Below are 14,830 nucleotides of genomic sequence, written 5' to 3' on the forward strand. Positions count from 1 at the left end.
CTTAGCGCTTATTTCAACATTTTACCCAAAGGTCTGGAAATGTGCTGAAATCGCTTATAATGCGTTCAACAGCGGCGAAACATTGAACAAAAACTCTCTACCTCCGCCGCCTGCCTTTGACCGGATAACCTCCGGAAGCCGCCTCAATGGGCGGTTATCTCAACAACGGATGCTGTTTTGACACACAAAAATACTTCAGGCCCCCTCAACGCTGACCCTCATGCCCAGCGAGAGGCGGAAAAATATGAAAAGCCTATCCCCAGCCGAGAATATTTGCTGCAACTTTTGGAGCAGCAGGCGGAACCGGTGCCCTGGGAATTTGTTGCCGACCTTCTTGAATTAGAAGATGAGGACCGGCGTGAAGGGGTGCGCCGGCGTCTAATCGCCATGTCCCGAGATGGCCAGATTGCCAGCAATCGCTCTGGTGATTTTGGCGTACTGGACAAAATGAGCCTGGTTCGTGGCCGCGTGATTGGCCACCGCGACGGTTTTGGTTTCGTTGTGCCCACGGATGGTGACGGCGATTTATTTTTGTCCCATCGACAAATGCGCAAAGTCTTTGACGGCGATGAGGTGCTGGTGCGGGAGACTCCCGGCGGCTTTCGCGGCAAGCGTGAAGGTGCCGTGGTTCGGGTAATTAAGCACAATACCGAACAGCTGGCTGGGCGCCTTTACCGGGAAAATGGTATCTGTTTTGTGCGGCCCGATAACCCCCGCGTGAACCTCGATGTGATGGTAGCGGCAGAAGATGCCGCCGGTGCCGAACACGGCCAATATGTCGTGGTAAAAATTGTCACACAACCTGGGCGTGACCGCGTACCCCAGGGGGAAGTGCTGGAAGTGCTCGGCGACCATTTGGCACCGGGGATGGAGATCGATGTCGCGATCCGCAACTATGGCATCCCCCATATCTGGCCCGCGGCCTTACAGGAGGAAGTGGATGCCATTGCCGATGAAGTGCTGGAAGAGGATAAAAAAGCGCGGGTTGACTTGCGCCAATTACCCCTGGTCACTATTGATGGTGAGGATGCCCGCGATTTTGATGATGCAGTTTACTGTGAGCTTTTGCCCGACAATAGTTGGAAGCTGCTGGTAGCCATTGCCGATGTCTCTCACTATGTGCGCCCCGGCTCGGTACTCGATGAGGAGGCCCACAGCCGTGGCAACTCGGTTTATTTTCCCGACTTTGTCGTGCCTATGCTGCCGGAGAAATTGTCTAATGGGCTCTGCTCATTAAATCCGGAGGTCGACCGCCTTTGTATGGTGTGCGAGATGCACATTGATCGCAGCGGTGAAATTACCGATTACCGTTTCTTTGAAGGTTTGATGCGCAGTCATGCGCGTCTGACTTATACCCAGGTAGGGCAGGTATTAGAAGAACGGGACAATCGCGATAGTGGTCTGCGTAAGCAGTTCGCCGCACTGGTTCCACATCTGGATAATTTGCACGATTTGTACCTGGCGTTGCGCAGTGCTCGCGATCGGCGTGGGGCGATAGATTTTGAAACCACCGAAACCCGTATTCTGTTTGACAGCGAACGCAAAATTGAGCGCATAGTGCCGGTTACTCGCAATGATGCGCACAAACTGATCGAAGAGTGTATGTTGGCGGCCAATGTTTGTGCGGCGGATTTAATGGAGCTGTCGGAATTACCGGCTCTCTATCGCGTGCACGATGCCCCGAAAGAAGAAAAACTCAGCAACTTGCGCGAGTACCTTGGTGAGCTGGGATTGCGACTGCCCGGTGGCTCGGAGCCACAGCCCGCGGATTTTCAGGCGTTACTGGAGCAGGTCGAGGGCCGTGCGGATGCCCATATAATTCAAGTGATGTTACTGCGTTCCATGAATCAGGCGGTCTATCAACCGGAAAATCGCGGCCACTTTGGCTTGGATTATCGCGCCTATGCCCATTTCACCTCACCCATTCGCCGCTATCCCGATTTGCTGTTGCACCGTGCCCTGCGCTGGCTAATTCGCAACGGTAGTGCCAATGAAGTGGCAGTGGTGCAGAAGGTATACAGCGTGCCGGGTGCCAGGCCCATCGATCGACAGCAGATACTGCCCTACGATATGCCGGCGATGTTACAGCTCGGCGAACAGTGTTCCATGACTGAACGCCGTGCAGACGATGCTACCCGTGATGTGGTTAGCTGGCTCAAGTGCGAATATTTGCAGGATCATGTGGGTGAAGTTTATTCCGGCGTAATTAGTGCGGTAACGGGGTTTGGCTTATTTGTCGAGCTCAATGATCTTTTTGTTGAGGGGTTGATCCACGTGACCGCGCTGCCAAAAGATTATTACCGCTTTGAGCAGGCGCACCAGCGTTTAATCGGCGAACGCAGTGGCAAACGCTACCATCTAGGTGACTCAGTTAGCGTTCAGGTGGCGCGGGTCGATCTTGAAGAGCGCAAAGTAGACTTTATTCTCGAGGAATTGGTGCCGCGTCAAAAGGCCTCCCGTGCTAAGAAAGAAACGACTAAGGTCAGTGCCCGCGCGATGGAAATGGCTGTAGAGCATCAATTGGAGCGGGAGCGACGCAGCAAGCAGAAAAAAGACAGCAGCCGTAAATTACATGCCAGCCCCTGGGGAAAGCGCGCAGAAACCTCAGCGGAAGTAGCGCCTATTCGCAAACGTAAGGTCGGCTCCAAAGAAGCGGTACCTGTGGGAGAGCTGACGAAGGATAAGCCCAGTACGAGCAAGAAAAAATCAAGCGAGGATGCCGACAAGCAAAAAACTGAGGCGCCGGCAAAGCGTCGCGGAAGCAAGCGCACTCCCACGCGCAAAGGCGGTAAACGCCCAGCGGTAGCTGCGCGCAAGGCTGCACAGAAAGCAGAAAAGGCCAAAACGCGTAGCGGCAAAGTTAAAAAGAAGAAGAAAGCTTCTTCTACCAGTAAAAAGAAAAAGTGATCGAGGCATAAGTTGAGCCAAGAATTGGTATATGGCCTGCACGCGGTGCAGGCTTTGTTAAAGGGTTCCCCACAAAATGTGCAGGAGTTGATGCTATTGCGTGGGCGCAAAGACCAGCGCTTGCAAAAAATTATTCAGCAGGCGGAAAAAAATGATATCGCACTGCGTTTTGTCGACCGTCGCACTCTGGATGATAAGGTGGAAGAGGGCGCTAATCACCAGGGGGTAATCGCTCTTTGTGCGAGTAAAACCCAGGTTCTGGATGAGAAATTTCTGTTTGGCATGCTCGAAAAGCTGGACCAGAAAGGTGAGTCGCCATTTCTCTTGGTCCTGGATGGCGTGACCGATCCCCATAATTTGGGTGCCTGCTTGCGCTCAGCGGAGGCTGCCGGTGTACACGCGGTGATTGCTCCCAAGGATAAATCCGCAGGTTTAACCCCGACAGCCCGCAAGGTGGCCTGTGGTGCGGCTGAGGTTTTACCCTTTGTTACGGTGACCAACCTCGCACGTACCCTACAGCAGTTACAGCAGGCTGGAGTGTGGATTTTTGGTGCGGCAGGAGAGGCTACCCAGGATGTCTACCAGTCTCAGTTGACGGGTCCTATGGCTTTAGTGATGGGTGCCGAAGGCAGTGGCCTGCGCCGATTAACCCGGGAGCACTGTGATCATTTAATTAAAATTCCTATGGCCGGTGAAGTCAGCAGCCTGAATGTGTCTGTTGCCACCGGTGTTTGTCTATTTGAAGCGGTGCGCCAGCGCAGCGCCTGATTTATTCCTTTTTTTTTGATCTGTAAGTCCTGGTGATTACTGATACCGGGACTTGCAGCATCTCGGCGTAGCGCTTCACACGCAAACCTCTTTTTCCCCTCTATTTCTACTATTCACTGCTAGATTTTTTCCACTGTCACACAGCAATTTTACTGTGCAGCTTTCTATTTCACGCCGCAGGTGAAAAATTTGCGGGTAACTTTCCTTTGATATCCGGGAGTAGCGGTTTGTACGCCTGGCCCCAAAAATTACTGCGACGACGATCGCGTAATGCTCGTTTTGCTGAGTTGATACATCCACATATTCGCCAACTTTATCGTATGGCCTTTCGCTGGACAGGGAATCGCGAGGAGGCTGAGGACCTGGTACAGGATGTTTTGGCAAGCCTGCTGACGCGATCTGTAGCATTGGAAAAAATTCAGCGCTTAGGTCCCTGGTTAATCAAGGTGCTCTATCACCGCTATGTGGACCTCTACCGCCGACGCCGAAGCTCCCCCATTGATGAAGAGGTTGATTGGGAGACGGTGGCAAGCGGCACGCCAGAGAAGGGACTTTCTTCTCAGGTGGAAATGCAGTGCATTTTACTGCAGGCACTATCGAAACTAGAGGTCAACTGGCGCGATACGGTATTGCTGCACGATGTAGAGGGGTACTCCCTACTAGAGGTGGCAGATATTTTGGGCATAAGTGTGGGCACGGTGAAATCAAGTCTACATCGCGCACATAAAAAATTAAAAAAATTGCTCAGTGAGGGAACTATTAGCGAGGGTCATCCGTGTTAGTAATCAGAGGAAAAGCCAATGCTGAAATATGACGCTGAAGATTTTTCCAGTGAGATGTTGTTACGTCACCAGCTCCGCGCCCTGCCGGTTGAGAACCCTGGCGATGACTTGGAAGAGCGTATCTTAAAGTCTGTCTTCACTGGGCAGGAAAGCAGTCAATCGCCTTCTTTATCAAAGTTATTTTTTGACGAATATCGGCGAGTGGGACAGTTGGCTGTAGCTGCGGGTTTTTTCGTGGTCGTGACATTGGGAGTGATACTGACATTTTTAAAAGATACCCCGATGAATGTTTGGGCTGGTTATACGCAGCAAGATGCCGAAGGCACTATCAGGCGGCCAGTGCACCTTTTACTGCACAGCAGTCGCCGGATGCCGGGGGCACTAATCAGGGTCGTCTTACCGAAAAACATGCAACTTGATGGTTATGCGAGCAGTCAGGTGTTGCAATGGCAAACGGATATTGCTGCAGGAAGTAATCGCTTGTCGTTGCCGGTGAAAATCCTCGGTGAAAATAGCACGGGGGAGATATTGATCGAAGTGGAATACGGTGGGGTGAGCAAGCGACTGCGTCAACGATTAACGCACTTGTGAAGCCGGCCGCAATGTAGGGTTCGATAGCAATTTTTGTCACAACCTAGAGGTAACCAAGCGATGTGGAAACAGGGATTATTGGCGGCGGGTGTCGCTGCAGCAGTTATGTATAGCGGCCCTTTATTCGCGCAGGAGGCACCAGAAGACCTGGATGTCACTCTCACTGTGGTTGAGGAGGGGCAGGATGCGCAAGATGTGGTGAACAACATAGAGCTTCCGCCGGATATGCAGGAGGTGGCTGAGGAAACCATCGCGGCGGTAATGGAAGCAGTAGCGGCTACTGGGCAGGGTGCTGAACATAGTGAGGAAATTGAAGCAAGGATGCGTGAGGCCCTCACACGCCACCAGGAGTTGATTGTCAATGCGCGTCTCTCAGCAGAAGCGGCCAGGGAGGAAGCTCTGCGCACCGCTGAAGTTGCCAGGGAAAGTATCGAAGAGGCCGTTAAGAGTGCGATGAACGGTGCAGATATACAAGGCGTTATCGAGCAAGTGATGCAGGATATTCTTTCTAGTCTACCTGCGGATATTCGCGACCAGATTTCTCTGGAGCTTGATGGAATGTTTGAGCAGGCTCAGGACAATTTACCCGATGGGCCAGATGCCTAATTAATTGGCATTGCAAAAATTATGACAGGGAATGTTTAGAGGTAATCCACAGTGCGAAATGGGCGAATCGGAATAGTGCTAATTACGCTGTTGGTGTTGATATCACCAGTATCAATAGCTGCAGAGTTCTTCAGTGAGGCTACGGAGGCTTTCAAGCAGGGAAAATACCGTAGGGCGCTTAAGTACTTTGAAATTGAGCGTGAGTCTGGCAATAACTCTGCAAAGCTCAGGTATAACATTGGCGTTACCTTGATGAAACTAGAGCGTTATTCGGAGGCCACGATATATTTTCTCGGCCTCCTGAATAATGCCCGCTGGAAGGATTTGGCCCGTTATAACTTGGCCATTGCCGCAGAGCGAAGTGATCGAGAATTGGTCGCACTTAAACATTACCGTATTGTGCGAGCAGGGGCGGCTACAGAAAAGCTGCGGGACATGGCTGCGCGCCGTCTGCGCTTATTGGCAGAGGATCATCGCGGCGAGCGTGAGAAACCCTGGCTGGCCACTGTCAGCCTGACGGTGGGCAATGATGACAATGCCTATGCGTTGCAAAATGAACTACTGGAAGAGGCCTCGATTGGGGATGACAATTACGCCGAGTTGTTTGCCTGGGGTCAATACCGCCTCAAGGGAACTGCTGGGAGTGGCTGGCGGGTGCAAGGTTACGGATTTGGGCGCAAATACAAGGAATATGACAATCTCGATCTAGCCAGCGCCAGGGCGGGATTATTCCATGATCGCCGCCTGTTTGGTTGGACTGCAGAGATGGGATTTGCCGTCGAAATGGTGACCTTGGGGGGGGAGCCTGTCACACAGCAAGCACGGCTGTTGGGTAAAGTTTCAGGGAATTGGGGGCGCTCCAGAATTGTTTTTTCCTATAGTCCAGGTTACTACTTTGGTGGCGATGATTATGCTTATTTGGATGGCTGGCGCCAGTACTTTGACTTGAGTTGGCAGCGTTCATTATTTTCGACCGAGGCGAAGTTGTTTTATCGATTCGATTACAACGATCGTGAAGGGCAGGAGAAAGCAGAGGGGGATTATTATAGCTACTCACCGGCTCGTCATACTCTTGGAGGCACCCTGGTTTGGATACCTTCACCAAGATGGAATATCTCCACAGGGGTGGAGTATCGCAGTAGCCTCTATAACGAGAGCAATCGTATTACCGATAGCCAAGGTGATGTGGATCTCTATTTTAGAGAATCTGATCGAATAAGATCCTGGTTAGGAGCAAAGCTTCGTATTACCCCTAATCTCCATGTTAATGGGAAGTACCAATATATTGAAAATGAGGAGAATCGGGAATTCTATACTTACGACAAAAGTGAATATAGTTTAGGGGTCGGTTATAATTTTTGATAGCTGAACTATTAAATCGCTTGGGGGCAAGGATGGCTCCCCCAAGCGCATCTGTAAATTTATAATGGGTATTGAGAAGTTTAAGTTATTCCTTTTCGAGATTATTGATCTTTTTTATTGGATATTGGCGCCCAGGTTATTTAGATAGTTATAGTCCAAACTGTGTTCAAAGATTTGTTTTGGATGTTTTCCTTGGAATAACTTAGTGGCCATGTTGCTATAAAGCGCATAACTCGATTGAAATAAAGCAGGTCCCCAGCTTAGCCTACGAATTCCGGCTCTCCAGAAATGGGCGGGCTCTTCCATACCGGCTAGCAGCATTAAATTGAGTGGCATACTGATTTCTTGTGTTAGCTTTTGTGCGTCCGCCAGGGAGGTTAAACCAGGAATAAATCCTCCGCTGGCACCGGCATCCTGATAATCGGACAACCTTTGCATCACCTGTTTCAGTGAATCCTGGCTGTTCTCCGTACTGTTCAGGTAAATATCGGTTCGCGCATTAATAAAAAAGGGTCGCGCCTTTAACGTGGAGCGAATAGCCAGGATTTTTTCACACAGTAGTTGTGGGCTTTCCCTGCCATCTTCGATATTGATACCGACTATGCCGAGATCACATAAAGTTTTAACTAGCTCGGCGACCTGCCTGGGATCAGAGCTGTAGCCATCCTCAATATCAATGGATATCGGGACACGGGAAACCCGCAAAATGCGCTTAATGGCGCTCAGGTGTTCCGATATTGGCATGCTGCTGCCATCGGCATAACCCAGTGACCAGGCCACAGCGGCGCTACTGGTAGCTAAGGCGGGAGCGCCGGCTGCTTGGCAGAGCTGTGCGCTAGCGGCATCCCAGATATTTGGAAGGACTAAGAGTCGGCTGCCTTCATGCAAAGCGTTGAATTGTTCGAAGTAATTAATGGCCATTAAATTTCCCCATGCGACGATTTATTGATCGAGTAATTGGGGTAGAAAATTACTTCGAGCCTTTTCTAACTTCTGGCCAAAAACGGAAGTGAACAGAGTAGACGTTACTGTATATGGGGGTATTACTGCGGCAGAAATTAAAAGGATTAGTAGAAAACTAGGGGTTGAGCACTTGAAGATATCCGCTGCCTTGGCGCCATACTTTGGATGGCGCCAAGACCTGTATCCACTCAGTAAGAGCCGGCCGGGTGCTGAGTCAACCAGTTGTCCACCTCGGCGATAATCGGGCGTGGATTTTTTATCCAGCTTAGGTGGGGGTTGCCTTTCGGATAGGTGGCGGCCATCTCACGGGTCTCGCCATCTACGATAGCAGCCAGTTTGCGCGCAGCCTTTACTGGTGCAAAGGGATCGCCGGCCAGGGCGATATGAAGAGTGGGTTGGTTGTTGGGCTTGTGTTTTCCAAAGCGTTTTTCTGGAGCGAAGCGCCCACTGAAAATAGAGCGGGCCCAGTCTTTCATCAGTTTGCGCGCTTCACGCCAGCCAAAACCCATGCGTGCGCCAGGGAAATAGCCGAGCAGACTCGAGGTGACACTCACTATTGAGGCAAAAAGTAAAATGGCGTACCTGTGCAGTCCGCTCCAGCTGCGGTGGTCTACATGGCCGGAGGCGATGGTGACAACCCTGGCATTGCCGGTCAGGCCGGCACGGGCCGCCAGAGTGCTAGTTTGGCCGCCGATACTGTGGCCGAGAATCAGGGCCGGGCCTGCGGGGAAGGACTCTTCCAGCAGTGCCAGTAGTTGCGGGATAAAGGCAAATACCAGGTCATCGTAGCCGTAGTCGGCATTGCGGTTAGGTCTCGGCAGGCTTTCGCCGGTTCCCGGCAGTTCGGTGATGGCGGTGCTGTAGCCGAGTCGCTGTAATTCCTTCAACAAAAGATGGTAGCGATTGGCGGGAACGCCCATGGCGGGAATCACCAGGACTAGTGGGCCTTCGCCGTTGCGAACGGTGGTGACGGGCACCTGGAAGGCGCCAAAGCTAAGGTTGTGCGTTTCTTGGGGCATGGTACTTCTCCCTACAGAGGGAGGCACTATATGCCAGCTCGCCGCCACAAACCCATGACCAGAACGCGCAGTTCAGTGGCTGAATCTACACAAAGGCAGGGGTTCGCTGGGCTAAGGCCCAGGGTGGAACGGGTGGTCTCTGAGGGAACAGTTGGAATAATTAGTTCACTTGTCCCCGAGCTGGAGAAGACACAGCCCACAAATAATTGATCAACTTGCAAGCAATCCCGCAACTGCCTAGAATACGCCGCCCGCAATGGGCTCGGTCTATCCGCGCCCGTTGTACTCCTTGCCTTACCGGACTGTCCGGAAGGCTGATTAACCCGTAAGGAGCTAAAATGCGTCATTACGAAATTGTATTCCTGGTTCACCCGGACCAGAGCGAGCAGGTACCCGGCATGGTGGAGCGTTATACCGCTGCCATCAAGGACACTGGCGGTGAAGTACACCGTCTGGAAGACTGGGGCCGTCGCCGTCTGGCTTACCCGATCAACAAGATCCACAAAGCCCACTACATTCTGATGAATGTTGAGTGCACCGAAGAAGCTCTGGAGGAGCTGACCACCAACTTCCGTTACAACGATGCGGTTATCCGTAATCTGGTAATCCGTGAAGACGAGGCGATCACCGACGAGAGCCCGATCATGAAAGCGGAAAAAGAAAGCCGTGAGCGCAAAGCTGCCCGTGCAGAGCGCACCGAGCGTCGCGAGCGCGCTGAAGAAGAGCAGTCCTCTTCTGACGCCGCAGAAGCTTCTTCCGATAATGCTGAAAGCGAAGAGTAAGGGGATTATCAGATGGCACGTTTTTTCCGTCGTCGCAAGTTCTGCCGTTTCACCGCCGAAGGTGTTAAGCGTATCGACTACAAAGATCTCGATACCCTGAAAGCCTACATCTCTGAGACTGGCAAGATTGTTCCAAGCCGTATCACCGGTACCAAAGCCAAGTATCAGCGTCAGCTGGCCTCTGCGGTCAAGCGCGCGCGTTACCTGGCCCTGCTGCCGTACACGGACAGCCACGAAGCCTAAGCCGCAGTTTGCTTAGACTCATTAATAGAGAAGCTATCTAACTATGCGCGCCGTAGCTGAGTTTATTATGCGCGGGCGCGTGCGGGCGGTGATCCTCACTATGGTGGGGATACCGCTGATAAGCCCGGCAATCCTCGCTCTAGTGAGTTTGCGCCGCGGCAGCAGTGAAGGCCTGATGGTTTTGGCCTGGGCACTGTTGCCGATCGTTGTTATGGGCATGAGCGGTCATGTACCACCACTGGTGACCGGTATTTCCGCCGGCCACTTTGCCGCAGTGTTCTGCGGCGCCGTGGCACTGCGCAGTAGCCGTTCATGGGTCGCCGCATTGTTCACTGTAACAGCGGCCTCGGCGGTGGGTATTTTGCTCACCTCTGCCTTCAGCGGCGGTTTGCTCCAGGGCTTTATGCAAGCGCTCGAAAGAGCGGCAGAGCAGCCCAATACGGTTCCGATGGAAGAACTGAAGCAGGTGTTCTCAGGCGAATTGCAGATCACTGGATATCTGAGCCTGATATCGGCGATGAGCGCCACACTGGCTTTGGTTCTGGGGCGCTACTGGCAGGCGCTACTGTATAACCCCGGCGGTTTCCGCCAGGAGTTTCATCAGTTGCGTATGCCGGTATGGCTGGCGGCACTGAGTATGCTGCTGTGGGTGGTGAGCCTGGTGACCCCGGGTTACGCCTTCTGGGGTGCAGTGATTGCCTTCCCCATGGTGGTTGCAGGTATCGCCCTTATTCACTGGCTGGTCGCCAGTCGCGGTTGGGGGATTGGTCCCCTGGTGGCGATGTACGTGATGCTGGTGATTGGTGGCTTGCCCCTGGCTGGATTCCTGTGTGGTTTGGCTCTGGTAGATAGCTGGATAGATATTCGCGGGCGCTCCGCAAAGTAGGCGCGCTCTGCACAATACAGAAATTGAGGAAACCGAGATGGAAGTTATTCTGCTCGATAAAGTAGGCAAACTGGGCAACGTGGGTGATCGCGTTGAAGTTAAAGCCGGTTTCGGCCGCAACTTCCTGCTGCCGACTGGTAAGGCAATTCCGGCTACCGCAGCCAATGTTGCTGAGTTCGAAGCCAAGCGCGCTGAACTGGAAGCCGCTGCAGCTGCCAAAATGGCAGAAGCTGAGAGCCGCGCTACCAAGCTGGCCGACCTGGTTGTAACCATTGCTGCCAACGCTGGTGACGAAGGCAAACTGTTCGGTTCTATCGGCACTCGCGATATCGCAGACGCAATCACTGCTGGCGGTGTTGAAGTAGCCAAGGCTGAAGTGAAGCTGCCGGAAGGCGCTCTTCGCGAAGTGGGCGAGTACGAAGTAGACGTACAGCTGCACTCCGACGTGACTGCTGTAGTTAAAGTCGTTATCGAAGCCGAGTAAGGTTTTGCCGACAAGCAGTTGGTGCCACAGGCGCCAGCCGCGCTACAATCGGGCGCTGTACCCTACCGGGTCAGCGCCTGTTTTGTTTCTGGTATCCAGTAAAGTCCCATGATCGACGAATACGCTACCCCCGAAGAAGAAATCCACAGTGAAGAGAGTTCACCGCTGCCACACTCGGTAGAGGCGGAGCAATCGGTGCTGGGGGGCCTGATGCTGGATCCGGGCCGCATCGATGCGGTTGCCGAGCAGCTGAGTGAAGAGGACTTCTTTACCGCCAGCCACCGCAAGATCTTCGCGGTAATGGGCGAGCTGAGCAATGGTGAGCAGCCGCTGGATATCGTTACTCTCGCCGAAGGCCTCGCCAGTCGCGACCTCCTCGGCGAGGTGGGCGGTCCGGCCTATCTGGCGGAACTGGCCGAGAACACTCCCTCTGCGGCGAATATTGTCGCCTATGCCAAGATAGTGCGCGAGCGCTCCATGTTGCGCCAGCTGATTGCCGCCGCCGGTGAAATCAGCCGCACCAGTTTCAATCCCGGAGGCCTGGCCTCCGCCGATCTGCTGCAGATGGCTGAGCGCCGTGTGGCGGAAATTGCCGAGGGACGCGCCAAAGAGGGCGGTTTCGTTGGTGTGGATAGCCTGCTGAAGAAAACCGTCGAGCGCATCGATGAGCTGTTTAAAACTGAAGGCGATATCACCGGCCTCAGTACCGGCCTGACCGAATTGGATCAGCGCACCTCCGGCTGGCAGCCGGGCGAGCTGGTAATCCTCGCCGCGCGTCCTTCCATGGGCAAGACCGCGCTGGCACTGAATTTTATCGAGAGTGCCATGCTCAGTCAGGAGCGCCCGACCCTGGTTTTCAGTATGGAAATGCCGTCTGACAGCCTGGTAATGCGGATGTTGTCTTCAATCGGTCGTATCGACCAGGGCCGTATCCGCAACGGCAAGCTGCAGGAAGAGGATTGGCCCAAACTCTCCAGCGCCGTACAAAAAATGAAGGGCAAAGCCCTGTATATCGACGATACGCCTGCGCTCAGCCCCAGTGAGGTGCGCGCGCGCACAAAGCGCACCGTGCGCGATCACACCAATAAGTTGATGCGCGAAAATCCGCGTATAAGTCGTGAAGATGCTGAGGCCAAGAGCCTGCCGGCGATGATTATGGTGGACTACCTGCAGCTGATGCAGGTGAAGGGCTCTACCGAGGGCCGCACCCAGGAAATTTCCGAAATCTCGCGCTCTCTCAAGGCATTGGCGAAAGAGTACGACTGCCCGGTAGTCGCCCTGTCGCAGCTCAACCGCGGTGTGGAGCAGCGCCCCAATAAGCGGCCGATGAACTCGGACCTGCGGGAATCCGGGGCGATCGAGCAGGATGCCGACGTGATTTTGTTTATCTATCGCGATGAGTACTACAACGAGGACAGCCCGGATAAGGGGCTGGCAGAGCTGATTATCGGCAAACAGCGTAACGGTGAGATAGGCACCTGTCGCGCGGCATTTATCGGTAAATATACGCGCTTCGATAACCTGGCACCGGAATATTATCAGGGCGAGTAGATCGCTAGGTGCCAGTCTCTGAAACCTGACTGGTAACTGCTGCTCAGCAAATACAAGGAGGGTGACACCATGTTGTCAGAGCAACAGGTCCGCGCACTGGTGCTGGAGCGTCAGTTTATCCACAGCCCCTGGAAGGAGGGGCTCCCCGCCTTAATAGCGCATCTCGGCGCGCTGCAACTGGATGCCATCCAGCGCATTACCCGTGCGCACCACCACCAGCTGTACAACCGTCTGCCCCGTTACCGTGAGCCAGACTTAGCCGAAGCAGAACAGCGCCGCGAAATTTTTGAATACTGGTCCCACGCTGCCGCCTATATGTCGATGGAACACTACCCCTATGCTCGGGTGCGTATGGATCGTATCCGCTCTGGGCAGCGCCACTGGTATGAGAAGAATGCCAAACTGTGCCGCTATGTGCTGGATCGGGTAGGCGCTGAGGGACCATTGCGGGCCAGTGATTTCGTACGCACCAAAAGCGGTTGGTGGGAGTGGTCCGATGAAAAGAAAGCGCTGGAGCAGCTATTTCACGAGGGTGAGCTGATGGTCAGCCACCGAGTGGGTTTTCAAAAGGTCTTTGATCTCCCAGAGCGGGTATTGCCGGCAAATACGTCGATCAGCGCCGCTACCGAACTGGAATACGGCAGTCACCTGGTACGCACTTTTCTCGGCTGCCAGGGCATTGGCCGCCCTGAGGAAGTCGCCTATCTACGTCGTGAAGACAAGCCCCTGATTCAACGGGCCATCGAAAATATGCTTGCCACTGGTGAGCTGACTTCTCATGGCAAAGAATTGATGCTGACAGAGCAGCTGGAGCTGAGTTCGGCGCGGCCAGCGCGCAAGGTGCGGCTGTTATCGCCTTTCGATCCACTAATACTACAGCGCAAGCGCCTGAGCCGGCTATTTGAATTTGATTACCAGTTGGAGTGCTATGTCCCTGCAGCCAAGCGCCGCTATGGCTACTTCTGTCTGCCGATTTTATACGGCGATCGTTTTGTGGGGTTGGTGGACTTGAAGGCCGATCGGGATGCGGGAGCACTGCGTATCGAGACTCTGCACTGGTTGGAAAAGCCCGGTGTCTCGCTGGAGGCGAGCTTTCACCGGGCCTTGGGTCAGTTCGCCCGCTTTCACGGGCTGGAAAGTGCGGCGGCGCTTACAGCTTGACCACCACATAGACTTCCTGGCCATCGCGTTGGGTCGGCATGAAGTAGTTGCCGCCATAGCGGTAGTACTGGATACCATTGATCACTTCAGCCGTGTAGCCTTTGGGCAGCGTCTCTAAGACCTGACCGGGCTGGAAACCTTCTGGGCCAGGATCTGGTGTTGCGGGGACTGTCGCCGGTGCCGTGGTTGGAGCTTGTGCAGGCGCCGGAGTTGCAGCGACTGGTGCTGGAACCGTAACCACTGGTGCCGGAGCTGGAACGACCGCTACCGATGCTGGAGGCGCTACTACCACATAAGTGCGGGTAGCCGGTACCCACTGGTAATAGGCATCGGCATACTGGTAGTAAGTGACACCGCCCACTTGTACCGGCACGGCTCGGCTTGGCAGTGTTACCACTGAAGCGCCCAGCGGCGCATTCACGACGACGTAACCCCTTGGGCCATGACGGTAGAAGTGTCCGCCGTGGTAGTAATAGGGACGCCCGCCAACGGCAACCCGTACATGATTGGTGGGTAGTATCGGGGCGACAAAGCCAATGGAAATGCGGCTGCCGCCATGGTAGTGACCGTGGCGATGATGATGGCGGTGCTCCCCCCAGCGATCGTAGCCACGGGCGTCTGCAGATGGACTAAAGGCAAAAGCCGCCAGTGCAATGAAGGCACTGGCGCCAAGAACGATATTCAGCTTATTCACGGTCTCTCCAGCGAAGTGATTACTCACATCG

At 53.9% G+C, this 14,830-nt stretch carries 15 protein-coding genes; 12 read left to right on the forward strand and 3 right to left on the reverse strand.

The window, feature by feature from the left end:
• Positions 1-177 precede the first annotated feature (177 nt).
• The 6 genes from rnr to ACJJIB_RS02990 all read left to right on the forward strand — a co-directional run bounded on the left by rnr (position 178) and on the right by ACJJIB_RS02990 (position 7,016).
• The gene (gene rnr, locus ACJJIB_RS02965; RefSeq protein ID WP_444887823.1) at positions 178-2,907 is read left to right on the forward strand and encodes a ribonuclease R; all 2,730 of its coding nucleotides are present in this window, start codon (positions 178-180) and stop codon (positions 2,905-2,907) included.
• 12 nt (positions 2,908-2,919) lie between these two features.
• Complete coding sequence (gene rlmB, locus ACJJIB_RS02970; RefSeq protein WP_444887824.1) at positions 2,920-3,675, forward strand: 23S rRNA (guanosine(2251)-2'-O)-methyltransferase RlmB; 756 nt, start codon at positions 2,920-2,922, stop codon at positions 3,673-3,675.
• Between the two features lie 227 nt (positions 3,676-3,902).
• Complete coding sequence (locus tag ACJJIB_RS02975; RefSeq protein WP_444887825.1) at positions 3,903-4,457, forward strand: RNA polymerase sigma factor; 555 nt, start codon at positions 3,903-3,905, stop codon at positions 4,455-4,457.
• 18 nt (positions 4,458-4,475) lie between these two features.
• On the forward strand, positions 4,476-5,048 hold the full coding sequence (locus tag ACJJIB_RS02980; RefSeq protein WP_444887826.1) for a hypothetical protein: 573 nt from the start codon (positions 4,476-4,478) through the stop codon (positions 5,046-5,048).
• 60 nt (positions 5,049-5,108) lie between these two features.
• Entirely contained in the window at positions 5,109-5,654 is a 546-nt protein-coding gene (locus ACJJIB_RS02985; RefSeq protein ID WP_444887827.1) for a hypothetical protein, read from the forward strand.
• 51 nt (positions 5,655-5,705) lie between these two features.
• Complete coding sequence (locus tag ACJJIB_RS02990; RefSeq protein WP_444887828.1) at positions 5,706-7,016, forward strand: tetratricopeptide repeat protein; 1,311 nt, start codon at positions 5,706-5,708, stop codon at positions 7,014-7,016.
• 114 nt (positions 7,017-7,130) lie between these two features.
• On the opposite strand, the gene ACJJIB_RS02995 is transcribed toward ACJJIB_RS02990, so the two are convergent.
• Both ACJJIB_RS02995 and ACJJIB_RS03000 read right to left on the reverse strand, forming a co-directional pair.
• Positions 7,131-7,937, reverse strand: a complete 807-nt coding sequence (locus ACJJIB_RS02995) for an isocitrate lyase/PEP mutase family protein (RefSeq protein WP_444887829.1) — start codon at positions 7,935-7,937, stop codon at positions 7,131-7,133.
• A 230-nt stretch (positions 7,938-8,167) separates the two neighbouring features.
• Positions 8,168-8,998, reverse strand: a complete 831-nt coding sequence (locus ACJJIB_RS03000; protein WP_444887830.1) for an alpha/beta fold hydrolase — start codon at positions 8,996-8,998, stop codon at positions 8,168-8,170.
• 338 nt (positions 8,999-9,336) lie between these two features.
• On the opposite strand from ACJJIB_RS03000, the gene rpsF reads away from it, so the two are divergent.
• The 6 genes from rpsF to ACJJIB_RS03030 all read left to right on the forward strand — a co-directional run bounded on the left by rpsF (position 9,337) and on the right by ACJJIB_RS03030 (position 14,105).
• Complete coding sequence (gene rpsF / locus ACJJIB_RS03005) at positions 9,337-9,780, forward strand: 30S ribosomal protein S6 (protein ID WP_252084250.1); 444 nt, start codon at positions 9,337-9,339, stop codon at positions 9,778-9,780.
• 12 nt (positions 9,781-9,792) lie between these two features.
• A complete protein-coding gene (rpsR, locus tag ACJJIB_RS03010; RefSeq protein ID WP_108731487.1) occupies positions 9,793-10,023 on the forward strand; it encodes a 30S ribosomal protein S18 in 231 nt (76 codons plus the stop codon).
• A gap of 43 nt (positions 10,024-10,066) precedes the next feature.
• Complete coding sequence (locus ACJJIB_RS03015; protein ID WP_252084251.1) at positions 10,067-10,909, forward strand: hypothetical protein; 843 nt, start codon at positions 10,067-10,069, stop codon at positions 10,907-10,909.
• Positions 10,910-10,946: 37 nt separating this feature from the next.
• Entirely contained in the window at positions 10,947-11,393 is a 447-nt protein-coding gene (gene rplI, locus ACJJIB_RS03020; RefSeq protein WP_152450807.1) for a 50S ribosomal protein L9, read from the forward strand.
• Positions 11,394-11,501: 108 nt separating this feature from the next.
• Positions 11,502-12,944 carry a replicative DNA helicase gene (gene dnaB / locus ACJJIB_RS03025; protein ID WP_444887831.1) on the forward strand — a complete coding sequence of 481 codons (1,443 nt, stop codon included), beginning with the start codon at positions 11,502-11,504 and terminating at the stop codon, positions 12,942-12,944.
• Positions 12,945-13,013: 69 nt separating this feature from the next.
• A complete protein-coding gene (locus tag ACJJIB_RS03030; RefSeq protein ID WP_444887832.1) occupies positions 13,014-14,105 on the forward strand; it encodes a winged helix-turn-helix domain-containing protein in 1,092 nt (363 codons plus the stop codon).
• Here the strand turns inward: ACJJIB_RS03030 and ACJJIB_RS03035 are convergent.
• On the reverse strand, positions 14,095-14,799 hold the full coding sequence (locus ACJJIB_RS03035; RefSeq protein ID WP_444887833.1) for a DUF6515 family protein: 705 nt from the start codon (positions 14,797-14,799) through the stop codon (positions 14,095-14,097). The two genes, ACJJIB_RS03030 and ACJJIB_RS03035, sit on opposite strands and share 11 nt — an antisense overlap.
• Positions 14,800-14,830: the final 31 nt, after the last annotated feature.

It is taken from the genome of Microbulbifer mixtoriginis (SeqCode) (genome assembly GCF_052467705.1).